Raw genomic sequence first — 25,750 nt, 5'->3', positions numbered from 1 at the left:
TGACGCCGTGGACCCCGGGGCTGGCGCCCTGGTCGTAAAATCCCGCTAACCCGTGCTCCGGGAGCGATGAAATTGCGCCGATTCTATGTGGATTGGCCGCCGCCGAGTACTGTGATTGATCACAGTAGGCCGGGCGGTGCCGCGCTGCTAGGGCTTGATGATGCCGGCGGACGCGGCCTTGACGACCGCTTCGATGCGGGTGGCCACGCCGAGTTTCTGGCGTGCGTTGTCAATGTGGAAGTCGACCGTGCGCTTGGACAGGCCCAGGATGGTGGCGATCTCGCCCGAGGTCTTGCCCCGTGCCGACCAAACCAGCGCTTCCACCTCGCGCTCGCTGAGCTGCACGGCTGGCAGGCCCGGCCGCGTGCGCGCGACCCGGGCAAGGCGAGCCTCGACAATGCTGGACAATATGTCGAAATCGACCGGCTTGGTCACGTAGTCGTCGGCCCCGAGCCTGCGCCCCCTGAGCTCGGCCTCGCGCTGCGCCAGTGCCGTGAGGAACACGAAGGGCATGTCGGCAAAGCGCGGCGCCAGCGAAGTGATCTTCTCCAGCAGTTCGAAGCCGGTCATCACTGGCATACTCACGTCGCAAAGGACAAGGTCCGGCGTGTCGCGCAGGATGGCGGCAAAACCTTGCTGGCCGTCGTGCGCGATGCTCACGGCAAAGCCCCGCTCGATCAGCTCTTCGGCGATCAGTGCGGCCGTTTCGGCATCGTCCTCGATGCAGAGGATTTTCCGGCGGGCATCGGTCATGCTGGTCCTTGGTGGCGGCAGCGAGCCGCGTCTTGCGGCCCGCCAACGTACAGCGTAGCGAAATTCTGGATAAAAGTCTTATGAATCACTCGATTCGTCCGGCGCCCGCCAGCCGGCGAGTGCGTCGCGGCCTGGGGCGGCGCCTGGTCGGGCTGCCCGATTCAGTGCCCATGCTCAGGCCGATTCGCGTCCGGCTGTCGCTTGTGTTCGTGCTGTTCCTGCTGCTGGTGGTGGGTGTGGGCCTGTTCGGCATCAACCGGCTCAGCAGCTTTCACAGCGTGTCGGCACAGATCAGCGGCCGCTGGCTGCTGAGTAACCGTATCCTGGGCGACCTCAATAATTATATTTCGGACTACCGCGCGTTCGAGGGCGACGCGCTGATCGCGACGACGCGCGCCGACCTGCGCGCGGCCGAGGGCCAGATCAGCCGGCTGGACGATGTGATCAAGGAGGTCGAGGCCCGCTATGGCAAGATCGAGCACGATCCGGCCGAGCTGGCGCTCTACGAGCAGTTCATGACGCAATGGTCGGCTTACCGGCAACTGGTCGATCGCGTGGTCTCGCTGGCCCACCAGAAAGACACGACGCAGGCCGTGGCGCTCTATCGCGGCGAGTCGCGCCGCGCCTTCGAGCAGGCCAATGGCACGCTGGGCGTGCTGACCGAGCGCAACGTCGTCGGCGCCGCGCAGGCAACCGAGCGCGAGGCGGACGCCTATCACGAGGCCCGGCAACTGATTGCCGGCGTCATCCTGGTGTCGGGCTTGCTCGTGATCGCGGCGGTGATCTATCTGGTCAGGGCGGTGTCGAACCCCATTGCGGGGCTGGTCGAGCGCATGCACCGCATCATGGACAACGATCCTCACGTGGAGATCCCCGGGGCCGGGCGCAGGGATGAGATCGGTGAAATCGCCCGCGCCGTGGTGCGCTTTCGCGACAATACCATCGAACTGGAGCGCAGCAAGGCGGCGCTGGCCGCCCAGACCACGATGCTGCTGGACACGCTGGAAAACGAGCGGCGCCTGGCCGTGCTCCAGCGCAATTTCGTCTCGATGGCCTCGCACGAGTTTCGCACGCCGCTCAATGTGATCGACGGTCACGCGCAGCGGCTCATGCGCATGAAGGAGGCGCCGAGCGCCGAAGTCCTCGGCGAGCGCTGCGGGCGGATCCGGGTTGCCGTGCGGCGCATGACCAACCTGATCGACCACCTGCTCGATTCCTCGCAACTGCTGGACGGCGGGCGCCTTGCCACGCTGCAAGGCGTCGACTTCTCACTGACCCTGCTGCTGCACGAAGTCTGCGAGATGCACCGCGAGAGTTCCCCCGCGGCCGTCATCGAGGAGATCATCGACCCGGGCTTGAACGAGATCTTCCATGGCGACGCCAAGCTGCTGTTCCAGGCCTTCAGCAACCTGGTCGGCAACGCGATCAAGTACTCGCCCGCAGGCACCCCGGTCACCGTGCATATTTCCGGTGGCCCCGACATGATGCGCGTGTCCGTGTCCGATCACGGCCTGGGCATCCCGGACAAGGACCGCGAGCATATCTTCGAGCGCTTTGTGCGCGGCGGCAATGTCGCCGGCACGGCAGGCGCAGGCGTCGGCCTCTACCTGGTCAGGCTGGCGGTCGACCTGCACCAGGGCCAGGTCGTGGTCACCAGCAAGGAAGGGCAGGGGTCGAGCTTCGTGGTCAGGCTGCCGCGCGCGGCGGCATTGGGCTGAAGGCGTGGGCTGGATCCGAGACAGACGCCCGAGCAAGGGCATCGACCTCCTGGATCATTCTGCCGCGGCAACAATCCCCGCGTCGCGCTCGAGGCGGGGACCCACGCCCGGACGGACCTGGAGCATGGCGAACACGCCCAGCGCCGTCGCCACCGACGTGGCGATGAACATGGACGAATAGCCGTAGCGTGCCGACAGGATGCCGGCCAGCGTGGGCGCCAGGACCGCAGCGATGTTGGCGATGAAATGCATGATGCCGCTGAAGGTGCCGACGCGCGAGGGCGCGGTATCGATCACCACCGCCCAGTAGACGGAGTTCGGCAAGGCGTTCAAGGCGTTGCCCAAAGTCATCAGGGCGATGACGGTCCACACGCTGTGCGCCTGCGACACCATCAGGAAGCACAGCGTCGTCAGCAACAGCGAGGCGGCGGCAAACCAGCTTCTTGCAATGACCAGCTTGCCCGTGCGCTTTAGCAGCCAGTCGGAGATGCGCCCGCCCAGCAATACCGTAAAGCACGCGCCAACCCAGGGAATCATCCCAATGTACCAGAGGGACGAAAGGGTGAAGTTGAACTCATCGTGCAGGTACTTCGGTGTCCACGTCAGCAGCATGAAGTTGACGTAGATAAAGGAGAAATAGCCGATGGAGTTGAAAACCAGCGTGCGGCTCCTGAAGAACGCCCACCAAGGCAGGGCGGCGCTTGCGCTTGCGGCGCCTTTGGGGGCTTCACCGCGTCCGGCCTGAATCTGGGCGAGTTCTGCCGCATTCACCTTCGGGTGATCCTCGGGCCGGTTGGTGTAGACGCGCGAGAATAGGGCGATCAGCACCAGGCCCAGGACGCCGAGCACCACATACATGGCGCGCCAGCTGTCCGTGAGCAGCAGCAGGCCGACCGCCACCGGTGCGGTAAGCAGCGCGCCCAGCGGCGTGCTCAGCAGGCCGATGGATACCGCGAAGCCGCGCTCGGCCGGCGATGCCCAGGTGGACATGGTCTTGTTGATGATCGAGTAGGCAGGCCCCTCCGAAAAGCCGAAGAGGATGCGCACCGTGGCAAATCCGCTCAGGGCCGAGCCGCCGAACACCGCGAGGCCGATATCGCCCGCCCAGACCATGCAGATCGCGAACAGTGACCAGGCCACGCCTGCGATCACCCAGACCCGCTTCGCGCCGAGGCGGTCTGCCAGCGCACCGCCGATCAGCGCGCCAAACATATAGCCGTAGCCGAAGTAGCCCAGCACCGCGCCCCAGCCGGCGCGGTCGAAGCCGTATTCCTCGATGATCTGCCCGGCCGAATAGGCGATGGCGCCGCGGTCAATGTAGTTGACCAGGGCAATCACGACGATCAGCAAGAAGATGGTGAAGCGATACCGGGTGGGCGGCGGGTGTTGGTGCATCGTGCGTCTCCGTAACGGATTCGGGGTTTGGGCGTTGGCTTAGGAGCATCAGGTTGTCTTGCGGATTGTATAGTATATATAATGCACAATGCATACCTTAACGCTACGGGAAAACCATATGCCTCGCCCATCAGTTGCCATCGCCTCGCTAGGGGGCACCATCAGCATGACGCCGTCGGATGCCGCCGGCGGGGTTGTCCCCAAGCTGGACGCCGCCCAGCTGGTCGCGGCCGTGCCGGGGCTGGGAGAGCTGGCCGATATCTCCGCCGAGCCGCTCTTCCAGTTGCCGAGCGCTTCGCTTGGCCCCGAACCGTTGCTGGCCTGCCTGGCATGGGCCGAGGGCAAGGTTGCCGGCGGGGCGCGCGGCGTCGTCCTAACCCAGGGCACGGACACGATCGAGGAAACCGCTTTTTTCCTCGATCTGTATTGGCGCCACCCCGAGCCCTTGATCATCACTGGCGCGATGCGCACGCCGCTGGCCGCGGGAGCGGATGGCCCCGCCAACCTGCTGGCCGCCGTGCAGGTCGCCATGGACGACCAGAGCCGCGGGCGCGGCGTGCTGGTTGTCATGAACGACACCATTCACAGGGCGCGCTGGGTCTGCAAATCGGATTCCCTGTCGGTCCAGGCTTTCGTGTCGCCTGACGGCGGGCCCGCGGGGAGGGTGGTCGAGGGGCAGCCCGAGTACTTTCATCCGCCGGTCGACAGGCCGCTGGCAAGCCCGCCCGCGCGGCGTTTTCCAAAGGTGGCGGTGGTGCCGGCGCTCCTGGGCGACGATGGCGATCTGGCCGTGGCCGCGCTTGATCTCGGCTACGAGGCAATCGTGGTCGCCGCGTTCGGCGCCGGGCACGTCTCCTTCGGCTTCGCCGAGCACATCGAGCGCCTGTCCAAGGTGGTGCCGGTGGTGATCGCTAGCCGCACCGGGGCTGGGGCAACGGCCTCCCGAACCTATGGTTTCGCCGGCTCCGAAGTCGATCTGGTACGGCGCGGCGCCTTGCTTTCGAAGTGGCTCCATCCGTTGAAGGCGCGGCTGTTGCTAGGTGCGTTGCTGGCTGCCGGCACGCCGCGCGAGCAGATCCCGGACGCGTTTGCGAAGTGGGGTACACTGCCACGCCATTCGCCCATCCAACAGCAGCCCGTTCCTTGAAGACCTCGCCGAATTCCCCGTCCAGAGCGCAAGCCGCGCCTTCGCGCCGGCTGACTGCCTACCAGTATGCGGTGCAGACCTTGCGCGCCGACATCCTGCAAGGCCGCATGACCGCGGGCGAGCGCTTGCGCCAGGATGACCTCGCCAAGCGGTTGGAGATGAGCACTACGCCCGTTCGGGAAGCATTGCGCACGCTGATCTCCGAAGGGCTGGTGTTCTTCGACGCGCATCGCGGCGCGGTCGTGCGCGGCCTGACGCTGGATGATGTGCAGGAAATCTACCGGCTGCGCAAGGTGCTGGAGCCGATGATGGTCGAAGAGGCGATCCGGGGCATCACCCCGGAAGATATCGCCCGGGCCGAGGCGTTCCATGCGGAGATGCTGCAGACGCAGGATGTCACGCGCTGGACCGAGCTGAACCTGGAGTTCCACGCGGCACTCTGGGCATCTCAGGAACACAGCAGGCTGGCCCACCTGGTCAAGACGCTGCGCGATTCGGCTGCGCCGTATATCTCGCTGTCGCTCTACATGAGCCCGGAACATATCGCGCAGAGCAATGCCGAGCATGCCGAAATCCTGTCCCAGTACAGGCAGCGCGATGCCGAGACCGCCAAGCGCCAGACCATCCATCACCTGGACGACACGCTGAAGATCATCGTGCGGGCGATCGACAGTTCCGACGCCGTGGACAACGGCGGGGCATAGCGCAGGCGCACCGGCGGTGCGTTCGCTGCGAGCCCGCCGGGTGGCGGCAGGCAGGTGGCAGGCAAAAAAATAGCCCACCTGATGGCGGGCTATATTTTTTCCTGGATATGCGGCATTCGCGCAGTATCCAGGCAATGCTGGCGGAGTGGACGGGACTCGAACCCGCGACCCCCGGCGTGACAGGCCGGTATTCTAACCAACTGAACTACCACTCCGCAGTGGCTGTGGAACCCGCTTGTTGCGGTTTCCGACGCTCGTGTTGAGGCTGCGCTTGGTGGCGTTGCTCTCGAAACTGGCGTCCCCAAGGGGATTCGAACCCCTGTACTCACCGTGAAAGGGTGATGTCCTAGGCCTCTAGACGATGGGGACTGAGACTTGCTCGCTACGTCATGTACATTTCGTGTCGCGAGGGGCGCGATTATAGCGCCCTTTTTTTGCGATGGGAAGCCCCTGTTTTGCGTTTCATTAGCGCCGCCGCTCGCGCATGGGGCCGTCGGCGTCGATGCTGCCGCCCGCGCTAAGCGGCCCATCGACGTTGACCGGCCCGTTGACCAGCATGTCGCCTTCCACCACCAAGGGCCCGTGCACGGTGAGCGGGCCGTGAAACACCTTTTGCCGGCCTGCGCCAGGCGGCTGTCCATAAACCGGTGGGCGATTGGCGAACCAGGCCGCGGTCAGCGGGCCGTGCGCAAGGACGCTGCCGTCCACGGTCAGCGTGCCATGGACGGTGAGGGGGCCTTCCACCACCAGCGAGCCGCCGATGGTGAGCGGCCCGGATTCCACCGGCTGCCCATGCGCCGCCACGGCCAGCCACAGGGATGCCGCCAGGATTGCGCGGGCCTGCCGGGCAATTTGCGATCTCATGACACCTCCCAAGGTGCGCGGCGCGTTTGCCGCAAGCAGCTTCCAACTTAGCGCGCGCGGCGCATCGGTGCAAGCCGCGCTCCGAGCCCTGTTCTTTTGCGGTGCGATCTGCCACCATTGCGCCCCTTCATTGCACGGCTCCCGATGAGCGCATCTACGTAATGGCTTCCAGCAAAGCACACCACGCCACCGGATGGGCGGCAGGCCTGATCGCCGCCGCGGTGGTCGCCCAGTCCGGTGCCGGCGGCCCGTATCACATGTCCGCGGTGCTTGCCTTTTTCGCGGGCGTGGCCGGCGGCGGCGCGCCCGACTGGCTGGAGGTCGCCTGGTGGTCCAGATCCCGCCGGCTGTGGATCACGCACCGTACCTGGACGCACTGGGGCATTGCCTGGCTGGCGCTGCTGGTGTTCGCGCACCGCGCCCTGGGCGCGCATGCGCTGGCCGCGCCGGCATTCGGGTTTGCCTGTGGCGGGCTGATGCACTTGCTGGCCGATTGGCCCAACCCACTCGGCGTGCCCTGGATTCTCGGGCGGCATTCGCTGAACTGGTGGAAGAGCGGACGATGCGACCTGCTGGTGGTTGCGGCCTCGTGGATGGGCGCACTGGCGTTGTCGCGCCACGTCTGGTTCCACGGCACGCACGGGCTGGACCTGTTCCAGTACTTGCGGGCCTGGCACCTGCGGGTTTGAATGGCTGGGCGCAAGCGTCCGCACAAAAAAAGAGGCGGCCACAAGGGGCCGCCGATCGGGAATGTCGAGGGAGGCAATTCCCTCACAGAAGGCTAACGGCGCGCCAAAGTGCCAAATGAACCCCACCGACGTGGGGTGATGGCTTCGGCATATCGGGAAGTGGCCGGTGGCCGGCTTCAAGCCTCCAGGCAGGTTGCCGCTGTGCCGGGCTGGCTCGCGTCCGCAGCATGCTGCCTTTGCCGGCACACTGCCGCCACCAGTTCGTCATGCGCGGCGTCGAGCCACGCGGTGCGATGGCGCACAGGGTCTCGCGGGGAGAGTGCATCCAGGCTGACCTCGCGCAGGAAGTACTTCACCATGCTGCCCGCGCGCGCGGGCACGGGCAGCATGCCCAGCAGTTGCCGGCGTTGCAGCAGGCCGCGGTCGACGGCATGGCCCAGCGCGGCCCACGCAGTGCGCCCCAGCGCCAGGTAGAGCGCCTGGTCATCCATCTGACTGAGCGCGCCGAGGAACAGGTTCTCGAACACCCTGAGCAGCATCGGCACCGCCATCAGCTCTTCCAGGTCGCCATCGAAAGCCAGGCCGCGCCGCGTGGTGGCATAGGGCAGCAAGGCCAGCGGCTGCAGCCGCTCGAAACCATCATCCCAAAGCGATGCGGCATCGGGCAGCCCGACCAGTTGCGCGATGCCGAAATGATCCAGCATGCGAATCAGGTTGGGCCGCACGAGCGGGCCGCCAAGTTCCACGCGCCGCTTGTTCTCGCGCTGGATGGTGCGCCCGGGCGCATGCCGCTGCAGCAGGCTCTCGGTCAGCTCCGCCGCCAGTTGCACGTGGGTGTGCCCGGGCGTGGTGCTCACCAATACCAGCCGAGCGCGCTCATGGCTGTGCTCGAACGGCACGTAGCACATCGCGTAGATGCCATCGCGAGCCACCACCACCGGTTTGTCGATCACGGCCGTTGCCGCTGCGCGCCGGATGCGTGCGCAGTACTCTTCCAGGTAATTCGCCAAAATGTCCCCGCCTCACCACGATTTCTCTCTGGTACAGCAGCCCTGTAACCGGGCTTACCTTTGCTAGCATGGTAGGCGGCGGCCGGGCGGCAGGCAAAGCGGGCGGTGCCGCTTCCTGCCTGTGGCAACACAGGGTGTGTGGGCCAGCGAACCAACCGCGCGGGTACACCATCCCAATGATGGATGGACGCAACCGGGTCACCCGGGCATCAGTGGGGCGTCAGATCTCCATCAGGTCGCGCCCGACCACGATGCGGCCCTGGAAGTGCTTGCGCACGTCGCGCGCCCACATTTCGTCGGTGATGCTGTCATCGTCGCCCGGCACGAAATGGCTCAGCACCAGGGTCTTGACCCCTGCAGCGGCGGCGATGCGCCCGACGTCCTCGGTGAGCGTATGGCTGTCGAGGAAATGCTTCTTGATGGTGGCGCCGTTGGCCACGCGCGCCACCAGCGCGTCGATGCCGGGGCCGTACATGGCCTCGTGCACCAGCACGTCCGCGCCTTTGGCGAACTCGGCGAGCTTGGGGTTGTAGGCGGTGTCGCTGGAAAACACGATGGTGCGCTGCGCGCTCTCGAAGCGGTAGGCGAAGTTGTCCACGATGGGCGGATGCGGCGTGCGCATTGCAGTCACCTTGACGTCGGCGTTCTGCAGCACCACGCCGTCGCCAGCCACTTCATGCGCGTTCACCAGCTTGCGCAGGTCGGGGCGGCCCTCGTCGCCGATGCGCGTGTCGATGTCGAAGCGGTTGAGCTCCCAGTACGTGCGCGTCATCGCCTCGGTGCCGCGCGGGCCGTAGGTATCCACCGGATGATCCAGCCCGGTGGCCCACGCGTTGTAGATCAGGTTGCCGTATTCGAGGTCATGGTCGGAATGCAAGTGGCTGAGGAACACGTAACGCAGCCGCGACAGCGGCACGCCCGCCTCGACCATCTGCCGCGACACGCCCATGCCGCAGTCGATCACATAGGGCACGCCGTTGATCAGCAGCAGGTTGGCGGGGTTGGAGCGCTTGCCGCCCACGCGCGGGCCGCCCTTGGTGCCCAGCAGGATCAGGCGCATGCCTTGCTCGCGGCTGGCCTCCTGCGCGCGCGGCAGGCCGGGCAGCACCGCGCCGGCGAAGGCGGCTGCGCCCAGGGTAAGAAGTTGTCGCCGGTGCATGCGGATCATGGCAAATATCGGATCGAAGGTTTGAAGGCGGGCGCGGCGATCAGTGCGCGGCATCGTGCTGGCCAATGGCAGGGCGCGCCGCGGTGCGTGGCCGCGCCGAGGCGATCAGCAGCGCGGCAGTGGCAACAAATGCAGGCAGCGAGAGCAGGCCGAAGATCTTGCCGAAGCTCCATCCCAATCCCAGGATCTGCGCGCCCAGCAGCGCGCCGACGATGCCGCCGAAGCGCCCGATGCCCAGCATCCAGGCCACGCCGGTGGCCCGGCATTGCGTGGGATAGAAGCCGGCGGCCAGCGTGGGCATCGAGGATTGCGCGCCGTTCATGCAGGTGCCGGCGGCAAACACCAGTATGCCGAGCAGGAACACGTCCCCGGCGCCGTGGCCCACCGCATAGACCAGCGCGCCAGTCAACGCGTAGGTGCCGGCCACGATGCGCCACGGATGGCCGCGGTCCATCAGCCAGCCCACGGTCAGCGTACCGATGCCGCCGCCCAGCGGGAACAGCGCGGTGATGAGCGCGGCCTTCTCGATCGGGTAGCCCGCGTCGGCGAACAGCGTCGGCAGCCAGCTCGTCAGCAGGTAGAAGATCAGCAGCCCCATGAAGTACGTGGTCCACAGCAACACGGTGCCGGCGCGGAACTGCGGCATCAGGATGGTGCGCAGCGAGGAAGCGCCGGTGGGCGCGGCCTCTTGCACGTGAAAGCGTTCGTCTGCGCGCAGCACGCCCGGGTGCACCTTGGACAACGCGGCGGCGATGCGCGCGTCCGGGGCCTTGCGCGCCACCAGGAAACGCACGGACTCCGGCAGGAAGAAGATCAGCAGCACGGCCAGCAGCAGCGGCGCTACGCCGCCCACCAGCAGGACCGAATGCCAGCCATAGTGTGGAATCAGCCAGGCCGCGGCAAAACCCCCGGCCGAGGAGCCCAGCGTAAAACCGCAGAACATGGCGTTGACCGCCAGCGAGCGGCGCCGCGTGGGCGCGTACTCCGACATCAGCGTGACCGCATTCGGCATGGCCGCGCCCAGGCCAAGGCCGGTCAGGAATCGCAGGACCGTGAGCGCTTCGAGCGAGCTCGAGAAGGCCGATGCCACGCTCCAGCCGCCGAAGCACAGCACCGAGCCGACCAGCACGCCCTTGCGGCCAAAGCGGTCGGCCAGCGGCCCCGCCACCAGCGCGCCGGCAGCCAGGCCGAACAAGGCCGCGCTCATCACCGGCCCGAGATGGGCACGGCTGACGCCCCATTCCTTGGCCAGCATCGGCGCGATAAAACCGATCGCCGCGGTGTCGAAGCCATCGGCTGCGACAATCAGGAAGCACAGGATCAGGATGATCCACTGGAAGCGCGAGAACGGCTGGCTGTCGATGAACTGCTGGACGTCGATGCCGGCGCCGGGATGGCGCGCACGGTCAGGGGAGGCGGCCGGCTGGCCGCTGGTTGGGGGCGTCATGGTGCGGGTCTCCTGCTATGCCGCTCGTTGGCGGCGAATGCTCTGGTCTTCTTGGTATCTCAAGGCGTGCGCATGGCCGCGAGCGTATCGAGCGGTTTCAATACGGCAGGCCGACGTAGTTCTCCGCCAGCGACATCTGGGCGGCGTGCGAGCCAGTGAGGTAGTCCAGCTCGGCTTGCTGGATGCGCAGCGCGAAGTCATCGGCATCGGGGAATCGATGCAAGAGCGATGTCATCCACCACGAGAAGCGCTCTGCCTTCCAGACCCGGCGCAGGCATTTCTGCGAGTACGCGTCCAGCTCGCTGGCATCGTCGTGCAGGTAGCGCGCGATCAGGCCGTCGGCCAGGTAGAGGACATCGCTGGCGGCCAGGTTCAGTCCCTTGGCGCCGGTCGGTGGCACGATATGCGCGGCGTCGCCAGCCAGGAACAGGTTGCCGAAGCGCATCGGCTCGCACACAAAGCTGCGCAGCGGCGCGATGCTTTTTTCGATGCTCGCGCCCGTCACCAGCGCCTCGGCGGCGCCGGCGTCGAGCCGGCTGCGCAGCTCGTCCCAGAAGCGTTGATCGGACCAGTCCTCGACCCGTTCGTTGGCGCTCACCTGCACGTAATAGCGGCTACGCGTGAGCGAGCGCATGCTGCACAGCGCGAAACCGCGCTCGTGGCTCGCGTAGATGAGTTCATCCGCCACCGGCGGCGTGTCGGCGAGCACGCCGAGCCAGCCGAAGGGATAGACCCGCTCGAAGATGCGCTTGGACGGCTCGGGCACGCTGCGCCGCGTGACGCCATGAAAGCCGTCGCAGCCAGCGATGAAATCGCAGCGCAGTTCGTGCTGCTGGCCGTCCTTGCGATACCGCACCACGGGCGTGGCCGTATCGAAATCGTGCACGCTGACGTCTTGCGCGTCGTAGATGGTGACGGCATTGCCGGCTTGCCGGGCAGCCATCAGGTCGCGCGTGACTTCAGTCTGGCCGTAGACCGTGACCGAGCGGCCAATCAACGCGTGGAAGTCGATGTGGTGGCGCTTGCCGCCATAGGACAGTTCGATGCCATGGTGGACCAGGCCGTCGTGCTGCAGCCGCTGCGCCACGCCAGCGCGCTCCAGCGCATCGGCGGTCACGCTTTCAAGGATGCCGGCGCGGATACGGCCAAGGATGTAGTCGGGGCTGCGTTGCTCGACGATAACCGCATCGATGCCAGCTTTGGCGAGTAGCTGCCCGAGCAGCAAGCCGGCGGGGCCGGCGCCGATGATGGCGACTTGTGTGCGCATCGCGTGTCTCCTGGTGCGGGATAGGGATTGTTATTGCACGTAACTATTGAACGTAACAATAGCGGCGCCAGGGACGGGAGGGAATAGACGGAACGAACCATCAACAGGACAAAACGAACATCCGCAGCTGGCGCGAAATGTGCTGGAATATCCTGTTGACGCTGGGGAAAACCCTAGTTTTTGGATTGAATTCAGCTGGAATTGTGCTATTTGCCAGTGTGCGCGGCGACGCGTCCGAGGGCGCCATCCGCGCGCGACGGCCTTCACATTCCGTACATGCGCGCCGCGCTTCAACGGCCCGAGCGTTGTTCCTTGCGGCAAGCCTTGCAGATGTGTTCAAGGCCGTCCTGGCGGCGCGTGTCCCGCGCGAAGAACTCGCCGTCAGCCGGCCAGTGCTCTGCGCAATGGCGGCACAGCTTGAGCAGGCCAATATCGGACATCAGGACGTCGGCGCAGGCAACGTTCGCCCGCGCGGCGCGAGCACGGCGCGCGGGGCTAGTGCGCGGGGCTGGCGGGTCTTGCATGGCGCCTGCGGTGAGGGCGCCGTGGCTCTCGCGCGGCATGGCGGCGTGATCGTACATGGTCTCTCCTTGCCTTCGGAATGGGGAAAATGGGGAAATGGCGGAATGAGGAAAATGGGCCAGTGATGATTGGGCTGCGCAGCCGGATCCGGCCGCGCCGCTGAAATACCCCGTTACGAAATGGCGTGTGGCCGAGGGCCCGATAGCCCGGTGAATCGGTGGCAGAGCGGTGAGATGCCTGCCCGCGCGCTGTTGTGGCTTACTGGGACAACATGCCCGCGCAGGCCATCAGCAGCCATCCGATGGCGGTACATCCGCCCAGCCAGCCGAGCAGTACCAACGCGATGGTGGACCACTTCATCGGGGCCGCCGCGCTTGTGCGGCAGGAAGCTGGGTTGCGTGAGAAAGGGAGCGGCTCATGCGTACTTTCCTTGGAATGGCAAGACAAGGCTTGCTCAAGGGGGGCAGCTTAGCGATCCTGTGACGTCAATGTATGTCCGGGTTGTAAGGAAATGTGCACGCGCAGATGTGCCGTGCCCCGGCATTGCCTGCGAAGGCCTTGCCGCCTTTGCCGCCTGGGCCCGCTACGGGAACGCGCGAGGCAAGCGCCCGGGAAGGCGCCTTCCCGGCCGGCCGGGAGGCGTTCGCGCGGGCAATCGGGAGCCTGCCTATAATGCCGGATCCGACACCCAGCCCGCCGCGCACGGCGCCAAGGCCAGCCATGACGATCCTGCTCGATACCTCCATTTCGCACACACTGGATACCCTGATTGAGCGCGTCGCGGCGATGCCCGGCGTACGTGTGCAAGCCTGGGTCTTCGACGACCTCGCCACGCGCCGCGCGGCCGAGCAGCGGCTTGCCGCCGCTGGCGTGCAGGCGGCGATCCACAGCGCTTACAAGCCGCTGCTGCATTTCTTCCTCGATGCGTTGGCGCTGGAACACGACGGTGGACGCCTCGCCGCCGCGGGCGAGATCTCCGTGCGCCTGCCCGCGGCCACAACGGCGGGACAGTCGCAGCGCTTCCGGCTCGAAACCTATCCGCTCGCCGGCATGCTGCCGCAAGGCAGCCTTCGCCTGAGCGACGGCGACGACGAAGGCCACTATGTCGTCGAACTGGACGGCATCGCCCACCGCGTGTTCGTGCCGCTCGCGGCGTCTGGCGCGCCATGCGGGTGGCTGCGTCTGTCGCGCGACGGCGCCGTGCTGGAGGACGGCCCGCTCGCCACCGAGTACGAACTGGCATTCGCCGCAGCCATGGATGCGATCCGCGGCCATGCCTGGGGCCGGCAGGGACCTTATTTCGATGTGCTTCGCATCGCCATCGACACGGGCGGCATCGAGCGCCGGCTGTCCTACCAGGACGAATGCATCAGTACGCGCGAGGCCCTGCACGAGGACCTGTATTTCTCCATTCTGGAGTTCTTCCAGGATCGCGCCGGCTTGCCGCGCGGCGATCGCACCTTGCAGCCAGGCCAGATCGTGCCCGAGATCCGCCACGCGGAGGGTGCCACGCGGGTGCGGGTGGCATTGTTGCCGCATCCACGTGTTGCGGCCGCGACGCCGGCTGAAGCGGCTGCGGCGCCTCTGTCCCCGGTTGCGCTCGCCGGGCTCTCGCAGCCCCTGACGCCGGAGGAGGCCGCCGTCGAGATGCATGCCCTGGGCGGCAAGCGCTTCAGCGTGCTTTCCACGCAAGGGCGCGTGGTCCACGGCACCCACATCGAAGGCGCGCTGCCCGGGCTGGTGATTTCCGGCGGCCAGCATGCCAATGAAACGTCCGGCGTGGTGGGGGCGCTGCGCGCGGCGCAGGCGCTCAAGCAGCGCCCGCACGCGCACTTTGCCCTGATCGCCTTGGAGAACCCGGACGGCGCAGCCTTGCATGTGCGGTTGCGCGAGGACAATCCGCGCCATATGTCGCATGCCGCGCGTTACACCGCGTTGGGTGACGACCTGGAGGCACGCACGGCGCCGCCCTTCGTGGAGAAAGCGGCCCGGCTGGAAGCCATCGAGCGCACCGGCGCCGGGTTGCACATGAGCCTGCACGGCTACCCTGCCCACGAATGGACGCGGCCGCTCACCGGCTACGTGCCGCCGGGCTTCGAAACCTGGACCATTCCCAAGGGCTTCTTCCTGATCCTGCGCCACCACGCCGGGCGCGATGGCATGGCGTTCATGCAGGCGCTGACCGCGCAACTGGCGGCTTCGCCGGATCTGGCCGCGTTCAATGCCCGCCAGCTGGCGACCTGGGGCAGCCACGCCGGCGAGGTGCCGTTCCCGGTGCTAAACGGCATTCCCTGCATGATCTTCGAGGATTCCCGGTCAACGGTGCCGTTCACGCTGGTCACCGAATTCCCCGACCAGACGGTTTATGGCGATGCGTTTCGCCTGGCGCACACCACCCAGATGCGGGCGGTGCTGGCGGCGGCGGAGCTGTATTGGGCAGGTCTGCTGGGTTGACGGGGCGCGCGGCGCGCCGTCGTTAGTGGATCAGTGGATCGTGCGTGTCACCTTGGCGTGCGGCACCTCTGCCGCCGTCGTGCTTTCAGGCGTTGCGCCTTCGTCCTGCTCGATCATGGTGGCCGCGAGGCTGAGCGCAGCCTGCATCTCTTCGTGCGACAGGCCGGAAGATAGCGCAAGCCGCACCGCCAGGGACGCCAGTCGGGCAACTTCATAACTCGGGATGCTCATCTCAGCTCCTTGTCCTTGTGTCAATGCTTGTGTCAACGCCATGGCAAGCCCTGCCGCGCCAGGCGGCAGGGGCGCTGGCGCGCCGTATCGGCGGATTCGGCCGCCCGCGCATGCTCGCGCCGGCGCCTGTCACTCTCCAGTATGGTTCACGGCGAGCTTCGCCGCCTGAAGAGAATCCAGCAATGCGGTGCGGCCTCAGGCGGGCAGGAAGCCTTCCACGGTGAGATAGCGCTCGCCGGTGTCGTAGTTGAAGCCCAGCACGGTGGCGCCGGCCGGCAGGTCCGGCAGCTTCTGCGCGATCGCGGCCAGGGTGGCGCCAGACGAAATGCCAACCAGCATGCCCTCCTCGCGCGCGGCGCGGCGCGCCATTTCGCGCGCCGGCTCGGCGTCGACCTGGATGACGCCATCGAGCAGGACGGTATCCAGGTTGCGGGGAATGAAGCCGGCGCCGATGCCCTGGATCGGGTGGGGCGCGGGCGTGCCGCCGGAAATGACCGGCGAGGTGACCGGCTCGACGGCATAGACCTTCAGCGCGGGCCACTTTTGCTTGAGCACGCGGGCGCAGCCGGTGATATGGCCGCCCGTGCCCACGCCGGTGATCAGGGCATCGATGCCCTGCGGGAAGTCCGCCAGGATCTCCAGCGCGGTGGTGTTGACGTGGACCTCGATATTGGCGGGGTTCTCGAACTGCTGCGGCATCCAGGCGCCCGGCGTGGCCGCCACCAGCTCCTCGGCGCGGGCGATGGCGCCCTTCATGCCCTTTTCGCGCGGGGTCAGGTCGAAGGTGGCGCCATAGGCCAGCATCAGGCGGCGGCGTTCCACGGACATGCTGTCCGGCATCACCAGCACCAGCTTGTAGCCCTTGACCGCCGCCACCATGGCCAGGCCGATCCCGGTATTGCCCGAGGTGGGCTCGATGATGGTGCCGCCCGGCTTGAGCACGCCGGATTGCTCGGCCGCCTCGACCATCGACAGCGCGATGCGGTCCTTGATGGAGCCTCCCGGGTTGGCGCGCTCGGACTTGATCCAGACCTGATGGGTGTCGCCAAAGAGCCGCTGGACACGGATATGGGGCGTATTGCCAATGGTCTGCAGGATGTTGTCGGCCTTCATTTAGGATATCCAGGAATGGTTTCGAACCGGACTAGCAAACGGGTCCGGACAAGCATGCACTGGAGGATTTTAGCGGGCGGCGCGTCGGCAATGCGATTTTGCCGTCATATTGGCGCGCGCCAGCGTCTAGTGGCAGGCCTCGGTGCGCGTTGGCAGGCAGCGCTCAGGCGCCGGCAGCGCTTGCAGCTCGGAGGCGAGCACGACCCGGCTCCGGCCACGCCGCTTGGCTTCATACAAGGCGCGGTCCGCGCTGCCAAACAGCGCGTCCCAGGTGGCCGCCCCACCGTCCTCGCGCTCGCGGATCTGCGCAACGCCGACGCTGGCGCTGGCGAACCCGCCAAGCTCCTTGGGCAATGCGATGGCGCGGATGCCGCGCAGGATGCGGTTGGCCAGCAGGAGGGCCTCGGCTTCGGTGGTATGCGGGCAAAGCACGCAGAACTCCTCGCCGCCGTAGCGGCCCGCGAGGTCCGCGCCGCGGTGCGTTTCCTTCAGGACGCGGCCGATCTGCTGCAGGATGCGGTCGCCGGCGCGGTGGCCGCTGCTGTCGTTGATGTACTTGAAACGGTCGATGTCGATCACCAGGCAGCTCAGCGCATGGCCGTGGCGGTTGAATTCGGCGGCCAGCACCATCGCCGCGCCATCCACGGCACCGCGGTTCAGCAGCCCCGTCAATGCATCGAGGCGTGCCTGCTTCTCCTGCTCGGCCAGCATGGCTTCCATGGTCATCAGCGTGAAGCCCGCCAGGCCAGCAAGGATTGCGACAAAAGCGGGCAGCAGCCGCAGCAGGAGCAAGGCTTCGGCACTCAGGGCTGGTACGGGGGCACTGGCTTGCAGCACCGCATACAGTCCGCAGCATTGCGCCAGCAGTTGCAGGCCGCACGCGGCAAGCACCAGCGGGCGGCTGCGGCGGGTCAGCGCAAGCGGGCGCTGAAGCAGGCGGGCCAGGGTGAAGCAGGCGGTGATGGCGGCTACCACGTAGCCGGTGGCTTCGGCCAGGCGGCTGCCGTCGTCCAGGGCCGCGGCGGCCAGTACAGCAGAGATGGCAAGCACGCCGGCAGTGAGCGGCACGGGTGCCGAAGGGCGGTCGCCGGTCAGCGATACGCCGCGATGGATCAGCAACTGGGCGGCCACGCCCAGGGCGGGCGCCGCTAGCAGGAACCATGCGGGCCCGCTGCTCGCGTCGATCACCAACAGGCCGGCGGCGCAGGCCAGCACCTGGCCGGCGACCCATGCGCGGCCTACAGCGCTCTGGCGCAAAGCCAGCATCAGGGCAGCGAGGATGATTTGCGTGGCGGTGAACAGGACAAGCAGTGCCATCACGGCAGTGCCCTCATCTGACTGCATGAGATCCCCATCGAGTTCGGCGCAGCATCGCTGCGCAGGAGTTTGCCTTCGAAGGTGGGTTCGCGCGTATCGCGCATTGCGTACCGCTTATCGCGTATTGCGTGGAGCCCGTGCGTGAGCCAGCTCGTGACTTGCGGCATTCCCGAATGCGGCGTCCGGCCGGTGCTTGTCCGGGTCCATTCCTGCCGAGGTGAAGATGTTTTTTTGTTTGAGAAAATTCTACACAGCGCCGCGCTGGAAGTGCCCCGTATTCGCCGTGCGTGACAATTGTTGACATTGGGCTCAAAGCGCGTGACCTACCATTCGCTTCGCTTGCTGCGCCGGTCGCAACGAACCGTTGTATTCCGGTCCTAGCTATCGCGCGATTCCCTATTTTCGTCACCTCAGAGCACAACGGCGTCGAGTTCGCGCCGCGTACTGTGATACTTTGTCGATTCGGAAAACTACAAAAATGCAGAAAGTACCGAGACAACAATCCGCTTGCCGGGCACCCAAACCCTGGGCGCGACCCGATCCGGCGGCTTCCGTCTCAGCGCGCCTTCGCAGCGTTCGAAACCCGGGAATTGGCGCTAGCCAGCCTCTGTGACACCCGCATGCATTTGCACCAGTGCCTATTCCCTAGTCCTAAATGCTTATATGCACGATGAAGCGCATGCCTCAGAATTCTCGCCTGTAGTGCTTGAATCGGCACTTTGAGTTTGGCCTGCGGGGGACTGCCTGAGAGATCGGGCAGCGCAGGTGGAAGTAGATGGGATCAGCCATACCCGGAATGCATCGTCTGGCGGCGTCAAGCGCGACCAGCATGTTGGCAGCAAGCCGAGCGAGCGCTTCCGGGACTATAAAAATATGCAGAAAATAGGGGTCAGCAAGTGAATTTGTTGCGATTGGACGGTGTCACGCGCCGCGTGGCAGGCCCGCGTCAAGCCAGCCGGGGCGCGCCGATGACAAAGGCCTGGCTTGGCGCACTGCTGGCCGTGTTTGCAGCCTGGCTGTGCCCGGCGCAGGCGCAGGCACTGGCCACCACCGGCTCTCGCGCCCCGAACATCGTCTTCCACTATGGCAGCAAGCCGCCGGTGGACGCTCTGCAGGCGTTCGATATCGCCGTGGTCGAGCCTGACAGCGGCTTCGATCCGCGCACCGCCGCCACGCCCAATACGCAATGGTTCTCCTACGTCAGCATTGGCGAGGTCGCACCGTCGCGCGCTTACCTGAAAGACATTCCCAAGGCCTGGCTGATCGGCAACAACGACGCCTGGGGCGCTCGCGTGGTCGATCAGGCCGCCGAGGGCTGGCCCGCTTTCTACGTGGAAAAGGTCATCGCTCCGCTGTGGCAGCGCGGCTATCGCGGCTTTTTCCTCGACACGCTCGACTCCTACCAGCTCAAAGCCAAGACGGACGCCGAGCGCGCCCGCCAGGAGGCCGGCATGGTGGCGGTGATCCGCGCCATCAAGGCACGCTATCCCGAGGCCAAGCTGATCTTCAACCGCGGCTTCGAGATCCTGCCGCAGGTCAACCAGTTGGCGTACGCGGTCGCGTTTGAATCGCTGTACCGCGGCTGGGACCAAGGCGGCAAACGCTACACGGAAGTGAGCGAGGCTGATCGCAACTGGCTGCTGGGGCAGGTCCGGACGATCCGCGAGCAGTACCACCTGCCGGTGATTTCGATCGATTACTGCCCGCCCGCCGACCGCAAGTGCGCGCGCGACACCGCCGCGCAGATCCGCGCGCTGGACATCATCCCTTACGTGGCTGACCCCGGTCTGCAGACGGTTGGGATCGGCAACATTGAGGTGATGCCGCGCCGGGTGCTGGTGGTGCAGGATCGTCCGCCAGGCGTTTCGCTGGACAGTTCCAAGGGCGTGCGCTATGTGTCCACCCCCTTAAATTACCTGGGCTATCGCGTGGACTTCGCCGACGTCGGCCAGCCGCTGCCGGAACTCGGCGCCGACCGCTACGCCGGTGTGGTGCTGTGGTTGAGCGGACCTGAGAGTGGCAAGGGCACGCGCCTGTACGACTGGGTGGAGAGGCAGATCGGGCGAGGCATGCCGATCGCCTTCCTCAACGACTTCGGCGCGCCGGTCAAAGGGCGGGTTGCCAGCATGCTGCAACTGCAGCCGGCCACCGGCGAAGCCAAGGGGCGCGTCGAGGTGTTGACGCAGGATCCGATGATGGGTTTCGAGGTGCCGGTATCGCCGGACCGTCTGCGTGCCGTGCCGGTGCGTGCGGGTGAGGGATCGAGAACGCTGCTGCGCTTGCGCGCCGGCGCGCTGACCTACGACGCCGCGGCGATCACGCCGTGGGGCGGCTACGTATTGGGCCCCTACGCGGTGATGGCCGATTTTCGCGACCAGGACAACGACCGCTGGGTGGTGCAGCCGATCTCCTTCTTGCGCGAGGCGCTGCGCCTGCCGGCCATGCCGGTGCCCGACGTGACCACCGAGAACGGCCGGCGCCTGCTCACCATCCACATCGACGGCGACGGTTTTGCTTCGCGCGCCGAGATTCCCGGCGGCGGCTACTCCGGCGAAGTGCTGTTCCGCGAGATCTTCGACCGCTACCGCCTGCCGATGACCATGTCGGTCATCGAAGGGGAGGTCGGCGCAAGTGGCTTGTATCCCAAGCTGACGCCACAGCTCGAGCCGATCGCGCGCAAGATCTTCGCCCAGTCCTACGTGGAGATCGCTTCCCACACGTACTCGCACCCCTTCGTCTGGTCGCGCGCGGTGGTGAGCGACTCGGCCGATGCGGCCGCGCAGGCCGATGCCCGCGAATACTACATGCCCATTCCCGGCTACAAGGTGAGCCTGCAGCGCGAGATCGCGGGTTCCATCGACTATATCAACCGCACGCTGGCGCCAGCCGGCAAGCCAGTCAAGATGGTGCTGTGGCCCGGTGACACGCAGGTGCCAGCCGAGGCGATCAGGCAGGCCGACGCCGCCGGGGTGCTGAACCTCAATGGCGGCGATACCATCATCACGAAGAGTAATTCGAGCTGGACCGCGATCTCCCCCATCGGCGTGAACAAGGCCGACGACGCCTTCCAGGTGTTCGCGCCCAACCAGAACGAGAACGTCTACACCAATCTCTGGCACGGGCCTTACTACGGCTTCGAACGCGTGATCGAGACCTTTGATCTGACCGACCGGCCATTGCGCTTCAAGTCGGTCAATATCTACTACCACAGCTACTCCGGCACCAAGGCGGCCTCGCTCAAGGCACTGCGCAAGGTCTATGACTACGTGCTGAGCCAGCCGCTGATGCCGGTGCATGCCACCGACTACGTGCGCAAGGTGATCGACTGGCAAGGCATGGCGGTGGCGCGCGAGCTTGGCGGCGAAGGCACGCAACCCACCACGTGGATCGTGCGCGGCGATGGCAACCTGCGCAACGTGCGCTGGACCGGCGCGGGCGTGCCCGACGTGGCCGGTTCACAAGGCGTGACCGGCACCTCCGAGGCGCCCGGCGGCGGTGTCTACGTGCACCTGGCGGATGGGGCTTCGCGCATCGTGATGCGCGCCGCCAACGCCGCGGCCGCGCCCGGCGGCCCCGAGATCGCCGAGGCCAACGGCTTCGTGCGGGACTGGCAGCGCACGGGCCAGGGCGGCGCGCAGCGCATCCGCTTTGCATTCAGTGGCTACACCAAGCCTTTCTTCCGCCTCGCAGGCGCGGATCATTGCCGGGTCGCCATCGATGGCAAGCCCGTGCAGGGCGTGCGGGAGCGCGGCACGCTGCGTTTCGATACCACACCCGTTTCCAATCCCGACAATGCCAAGCAAAGCGTCGAAATCACCTGCGCCGCCTGAGCGCGAGCGGCTGTTGCCGCCAGCGTTCGTGCTGACCTTCGCCGCCATGGTCGGGATTGGCCTGGCGCTGATGTTTCCGCGCGAGACCTTGCGCGAGCGCCTGCTGGGCGAAGGCCGCGCAGTCGACGGCCTGAGCGTGGCCTACCTGGAAGCCTGGTTGCGTGCCACGCCGGAAGACAGCGATTTCATGGCCGTGCTAGCCGAGCAATATGCGCGTACCGGCCGCCTGGAAGAAGCCGAACACATGGTGGGCCGGCTTGAGGCACGCTACGCCGCCAGCACGCAGGGGCCGGTGCGCAATCGCAGTGCCGCCGACGCCGAATTGCCCAACCAGATCCTGCGCACCCGCATCGAGATCACGCAGCAGCGCGCTTTTGCCGCGTTGCCGGACACGCCGGAGCGCAAGCACTACATCGAACTGCTCAGCAGAATGCTCGACCAGGCACTGCCGATGGAGTGGGAGCGCGCCGACCTGGAAGAGCTTGCCACCACCGCGCGTGCGATCAATGCGCTCAAGCCGGCGCAGCAGTTCTACCTTGCGCTGGCCAAGCGCGATCCCGCGCGCGCCGAGCTGTGGAACGCGCAGGCTGCTTCGGTGGCGCTGGCTGGCGGCGACTACCGGCAAGCGGCCGATGCGCTGTTCGCCGCGCAGGCACGCGCCGCCGATCCGGCCGAGCAGCGCCGGCTCTTCATGGCCGCGCTCAAGACGCTGCAGTCGGGCAACGAACTGGACAGGGCGCTGGACCAGGCCGAGCAACACGGCGGCAAGCTGCTGGATAACGCCGAAGTACTGCGCTACCTGACCAGGCTGGCGCTGGCCGCCAACCGGCCCGAGCTGGCCGCGCGCTACGTGCAGCGTCTGCTGCGCCTGCCGCCGAGCATGCAGCCCATGCCGGACGGCGCGTCGCTGCGACGCGCCGAAGTGCGCCGCGTGGCCGCCGCCCAGCCATGGGCCGCGCAAGGCGTGGTCTTCCTCGACGGTCCGCGTGGCCTGGCCTTGCACCGCGCCATGGGCGAAGCCGCGATGCCGCACCTGCGCCGCGTGGCCGATAGCGCGGGCGCCGGCGCGGCGCCCGCGGCCGAGCGGCCCTTCAATGCTGACGACTACGAACTCGCTTTCCAGGTCTTCCTGGCCGCCGGCAAGCTCGACGACGCCCAGCGCGTCGCCGAGGCCGCGGTGCGGCGCCAGCCCGGCGAGGCGCGCTGGCGCGAACGCCTGGCCCAGGTCGCGGAATGGAACCGCCAGCCTGCGGTAGCGCTCAAGAGCTGGCTCGAATATGCCCAGGCCACCAACGACGAAACCGCCTGGAAGGCCGTGCTGCGCCTGGCCCCCGGATTGAACGACGATCGCGCCTACCTGGCCGCGTTGCGCCATCGTGCCGGCAGCGGCGACCTTGCCACCGTCGACCAGGTGGTCGCTGCCTACGAACGGCTGGGCGAGCCTGAGCAAGGCCTGGCCTTCCTGCAAAGCCTGAGCCATGGCCCCAACGCGCGCCAGATCATGGAGCGCCAGGCGGAGCTGGCCGAGCGCGCCGGCAAGGATGACCGCGCCCTCGCGCTCTACACCGAGCTGCAGCAGCGCTTTGGCCCGCGTCCGCAGTACGCGCTCAAGCAGGCCAGCCTGCTCTATGTGCGCGGCAAGCTGGCCGATGCGCTGCAGGCCATGGTGCCGTCCATGCGCACCGCGCGTTCCACTGACATCGAGTACTGGCGCACCCTCACCGAACTGGCGCGCCTGAACCAGCGCGGCGACCTGCTCGAGCAGGGCTACCGGCAGCTGATACTGGCCATGGCCGGGAAGCACGACGATCATTGCATGGCCATGCCCGCCGGCTCTGGCCGCAATGCCTGCCTGGGGGAAGTACGCGATACCGAGGAAGCGGATTTTTCGAACCTGATCGACTTCTACGACAGTTCGCCCATCGATGCCGGGCGGATTGCCGAGGCCAGCTGGCGCAAGGGCGGCAAGCCCGTGGCTCTGGAACTCGCCATCAATTACTACACCCGCGCGCGGGCATACGGCCGCGTGGCCAACCTGTTGCAAGGCCTGAGCGCTGACCAGTTGAAGCAGGCGGAGCACTCCAGCCGCTTCCTGGCCCTGCGCGCCGAATACCAGCGCGTACGCGGCGAGCGCGTACTGGCCCTGGCCGACCTGCGCCGTGCCGCCAGCCTGCCCGATGCCGACAGCGAGACGCTGGCCGCGCTGATGTGGGCGCTGGTCGATCTCGGCTCGGATACTGAAGTGCGCGCCCTGATGCTGCGCCTGAAGCGCGAGGCCGAAGACAATCCGGACCTGTGGGGTGCCTTTGCCGCCGGCAGCATGCGTTTCGAGGACGGCCGCGCCGCCCTGCATTACCTGCGCAAGATGGCCGACGGCAAGAGCGCCGATCCGCTCTGGCTGGGGCTTGCCGCGGATGCCTGCGACGCCATCGGCCAGGCCAGCACCGCCTGGCGCCTGCGCCGCCAGGCCTGGGTCGACCTGCACAGCGATCGCTTCGCGGCCGCGCGCCGCACCTCGGATCCCCGCAGCATGGATCCGGCAGCCGGCGAAGACGATGCGCAGGGCGGCCCCGCGCCTGCCGATCTGCGCCGCCAGACCGTGGCGCTTGGCCAGATTTTTGCGTCGGGCGATGTATCGCGGCGCCTGGTGATCGAAATGCTGCGCGGCGACCGTGCCGTGATGGCGGGCAGCAACGGCGCCAACCGGAGAGGCCCGGCCGATCCGCCTTCGCGTCTGGGCGAGATACCCGGCTTGCCGCCGCTCGATGCCGAGGTACCGGCCGGCATGGCGCAGCGCGAAGCGCGCCAGCAGGCCGTGGTCTCGTCCGCCGCCAAGGAAGTGGCACTGGCCTGGGCGCTGTCGACCGAATCCAATGAACTGGCGCGCGCCTGGCTGGCTCGCCAATATGCGCGCCAGCTGCTGCGTCCGGCCTATGCCGAGATCACGCTGGCGCTGGCCAACCAGGACCTGGCCGAACTCGATCGCATGCTGGAACGCCATGCCGGCCGCATTCCGGCGGACAGCCAGATCGAGGCCAACGTGCAGCTCGACCGGCTCGGCGCCGCGCAAACTCTGGCCTACGAGACCCAGGATCTCACGCGTACCAGCGACGCGCTGCAGGAGACCCTGCAAGACACGCTGCTGTTCAATGCGCAGGCCATCGAGCCGCGCGTGACGTACCAGCGCCAGAATCCGCTGAGTTTTTTCGACTACAGCCTGGGCGGCGGCGTGCGTCTCTGGGACGGCTATGACCTCAACCTGCTCGGCGCCTGGCGCACCCAGCGCAGCCTGGACCCGGCCCAGCTGACCGGGGTGCCTTCGTCCGACAGGCGTGGCGAGCTGTCGCTTGGCTACCGCGACCAGCACCTGCGCTGGCGGCTCGGCGTGGGACGGCGCGACGGCCTGGACAGCGTGACCACCGCGCGCTTTACCGGCGAGTGGCGCGAGAGCAGCCGGCTGAGCGTTACCACGCTGGCCGGCCTCAACCAGAGCGCCGACGAATCGGCGCCGCTGCGGGTCGGCGGCGTCAAGGACGTGCTCGGGCTGGGCGCGACCTACAACTTCGGCCGGCGCGAATTCGTGGGCGGGCGTATCGAGTACGACCGCTTCCGCGGCCAGGACGGCTCGCAACTGGGCCACGGGCTGGTGTACGACCTGGAGCTGGGTTACCGCATCCGTACCGCCTACCCGGACTACACTGTGCGGCTGGTCGGTACCCACGCGAGCTACAACGTGCGCGGCGGCACGCTCGGCAGCAAGCTGGCGACGCTGGTGCCCACCGACGCCCAAGCGACGCCCGGGTTCTACATGCCGCAAGGCTTCACGCAGGCTGGCGTGACGTTCGGATTCGGTACCGAGCTGATCGACGACTACACGCGCAAGTGGCGTCCTTTTGCCGAAATCGGCCTGCTCCACGATACCCGGGCCGGGCAGAACTTCCGGGCGCAACTGGGCCTGGCCGGCAAGGTGCTGGGCAACGATCACCTGTCCATGTATGTGCAGCACGAAACCGCGGCGCGCAATGGCGGCACGCCGCTGACCCAGGTGGGGGCTCGCTACAAGTGGCTATTTTAATTCGGGCGGGCACGCCAGTGCCGGTTCACTGTATGCAATCGAGAAG

18 protein-coding genes and 2 tRNA genes are annotated in these 25,750 nt (G+C 66.9%); 7 read left to right on the top strand and 13 right to left on the bottom strand.

Translation table 11 applies throughout. The annotated features are described in order from the left end of the window. Window positions 1–147 precede the first annotated feature (147 nt). Window positions 148–753, bottom strand: a complete 606-nt coding sequence (locus tag ACX12D_RS28835) for a response regulator transcription factor (protein ID WP_150984423.1) — start codon at window positions 751–753, stop codon at window positions 148–150. 80 nt (window positions 754–833) lie between these two features. Here ACX12D_RS28835 and ACX12D_RS28830 point away from each other — a divergent pair, with 80 nt between their 5' ends. Further along, window positions 834–2,471 carry a sensor histidine kinase gene (locus ACX12D_RS28830; protein ID WP_459374475.1) on the top strand — a complete coding sequence of 546 codons (1,638 nt, stop codon included), beginning with the start codon at window positions 834–836 and terminating at the stop codon, window positions 2,469–2,471. 54 nt (window positions 2,472–2,525) lie between these two features. Here ACX12D_RS28830 and ACX12D_RS28825 read toward each other — a convergent pair whose 3' ends face one another. Next, the gene (locus tag ACX12D_RS28825; RefSeq protein WP_459374474.1) at window positions 2,526–3,866 is read right to left on the bottom strand and encodes an MFS transporter; all 1,341 of its coding nucleotides are present in this window, start codon (window positions 3,864–3,866) and stop codon (window positions 2,526–2,528) included. 118 nt (window positions 3,867–3,984) lie between these two features. Here ACX12D_RS28825 and ACX12D_RS28820 point away from each other — a divergent pair, with 118 nt between their 5' ends. After that, the gene (locus tag ACX12D_RS28820; RefSeq protein ID WP_459374472.1) at window positions 3,985–5,013 is read left to right on the top strand and encodes an asparaginase; all 1,029 of its coding nucleotides are present in this window, start codon (window positions 3,985–3,987) and stop codon (window positions 5,011–5,013) included. Then, a complete protein-coding gene (locus ACX12D_RS28815; RefSeq protein WP_459374471.1) occupies window positions 5,010–5,717 on the top strand; it encodes a GntR family transcriptional regulator in 708 nt (235 codons plus the stop codon). The genes ACX12D_RS28820 and ACX12D_RS28815 overlap by 4 nt, the downstream gene beginning before the upstream one ends. A 138-nt stretch (window positions 5,718–5,855) precedes the next feature. On the opposite strand, the gene ACX12D_RS28810 is transcribed toward ACX12D_RS28815, so the two are convergent. From ACX12D_RS28810 to ACX12D_RS28800, 3 genes are all read right to left on the bottom strand, one after another. After that, window positions 5,856–5,932 (bottom strand) — tRNA-Asp (locus tag ACX12D_RS28810). A gap of 78 nt (window positions 5,933–6,010) precedes the next feature. Beyond that, window positions 6,011–6,086 (bottom strand) — tRNA-Glu (locus tag ACX12D_RS28805). Window positions 6,087–6,182: 96 nt separating this feature from the next. Next, entirely contained in the window at window positions 6,183–6,581 is a 399-nt protein-coding gene (locus tag ACX12D_RS28800) for a hypothetical protein (RefSeq protein WP_459374469.1), read from the bottom strand. A gap of 161 nt (window positions 6,582–6,742) precedes the next feature. Here ACX12D_RS28800 and ACX12D_RS28795 point away from each other — a divergent pair, with 161 nt between their 5' ends. After that, entirely contained in the window at window positions 6,743–7,270 is a 528-nt protein-coding gene (locus ACX12D_RS28795) for a metal-dependent hydrolase (RefSeq protein ID WP_441636127.1), read from the top strand. Between the two features lie 176 nt (window positions 7,271–7,446). On the opposite strand, the gene ACX12D_RS28790 is transcribed toward ACX12D_RS28795, so the two are convergent. From ACX12D_RS28790 to ACX12D_RS28770, 5 genes are all read right to left on the bottom strand, one after another. Further along, a complete protein-coding gene (locus tag ACX12D_RS28790) occupies window positions 7,447–8,280 on the bottom strand; it encodes a hypothetical protein (protein WP_459374468.1) in 834 nt (277 codons plus the stop codon). A gap of 220 nt (window positions 8,281–8,500) precedes the next feature. After that, window positions 8,501–9,448, bottom strand: coding sequence for an MBL fold metallo-hydrolase (locus tag ACX12D_RS28785; protein ID WP_459374467.1), 948 nt, complete (start codon window positions 9,446–9,448; stop codon window positions 8,501–8,503). Between the two features lie 40 nt (window positions 9,449–9,488). Then, window positions 9,489–10,895 (bottom strand): aromatic acid/H+ symport family MFS transporter, encoded by a 1,407-nt coding sequence (locus ACX12D_RS28780; RefSeq protein ID WP_459374466.1) that lies wholly within the window; start codon window positions 10,893–10,895, stop codon window positions 9,489–9,491. Between the two features lie 97 nt (window positions 10,896–10,992). Then, a complete protein-coding gene (gene pobA, locus ACX12D_RS28775) occupies window positions 10,993–12,162 on the bottom strand; it encodes a 4-hydroxybenzoate 3-monooxygenase (protein WP_459374465.1) in 1,170 nt (389 codons plus the stop codon). Between the two features lie 290 nt (window positions 12,163–12,452). Continuing rightward, complete coding sequence (locus tag ACX12D_RS28770; RefSeq protein WP_459374464.1) at window positions 12,453–12,743, bottom strand: hypothetical protein; 291 nt, start codon at window positions 12,741–12,743, stop codon at window positions 12,453–12,455. A 661-nt stretch (window positions 12,744–13,404) separates the two neighbouring features. Between ACX12D_RS28770 and ACX12D_RS28765 the strand changes: the two genes are divergently transcribed. Beyond that, complete coding sequence (locus ACX12D_RS28765) at window positions 13,405–15,138, top strand: M14 family metallopeptidase (protein WP_459374463.1); 1,734 nt, start codon at window positions 13,405–13,407, stop codon at window positions 15,136–15,138. A gap of 30 nt (window positions 15,139–15,168) precedes the next feature. On the opposite strand, the gene ACX12D_RS28760 is transcribed toward ACX12D_RS28765, so the two are convergent. The 3 genes from ACX12D_RS28760 to ACX12D_RS28750 all read right to left on the bottom strand — a co-directional run bounded on the left by ACX12D_RS28760 (window position 15,169) and on the right by ACX12D_RS28750 (window position 17,826). Further along, a complete protein-coding gene (locus tag ACX12D_RS28760; RefSeq protein ID WP_441636114.1) occupies window positions 15,169–15,369 on the bottom strand; it encodes a hypothetical protein in 201 nt (66 codons plus the stop codon). Window positions 15,370–15,564: 195 nt separating this feature from the next. Beyond that, window positions 15,565–16,482 carry a cysteine synthase A gene (gene cysK / locus ACX12D_RS28755; protein ID WP_459374462.1) on the bottom strand — a complete coding sequence of 306 codons (918 nt, stop codon included), beginning with the start codon at window positions 16,480–16,482 and terminating at the stop codon, window positions 15,565–15,567. 126 nt (window positions 16,483–16,608) lie between these two features. Further along, window positions 16,609–17,826, bottom strand: coding sequence for a GGDEF domain-containing protein (locus ACX12D_RS28750; protein ID WP_459374461.1), 1,218 nt, complete (start codon window positions 17,824–17,826; stop codon window positions 16,609–16,611). 941 nt (window positions 17,827–18,767) lie between these two features. Between ACX12D_RS28750 and ACX12D_RS28745 the strand changes: the two genes are divergently transcribed. Continuing rightward, window positions 18,768–21,629, top strand: a complete 2,862-nt coding sequence (locus ACX12D_RS28745) for a bifunctional glycoside hydrolase 114/ polysaccharide deacetylase family protein (RefSeq protein WP_459374460.1) — start codon at window positions 18,768–18,770, stop codon at window positions 21,627–21,629. Next, window positions 21,592–25,704, top strand: coding sequence for a tetratricopeptide repeat protein (locus ACX12D_RS28740; protein WP_459374458.1), 4,113 nt, complete (start codon window positions 21,592–21,594; stop codon window positions 25,702–25,704). Before ACX12D_RS28745 ends, ACX12D_RS28740 begins: the two co-directional genes overlap by 38 nt. Window positions 25,705–25,750: the final 46 nt, after the last annotated feature.

It is taken from the genome of Cupriavidus sp. PET2-C1 (assembly GCF_054515855.1).
This window is presented reverse-complemented; position numbering and strand designations above follow the sequence as displayed.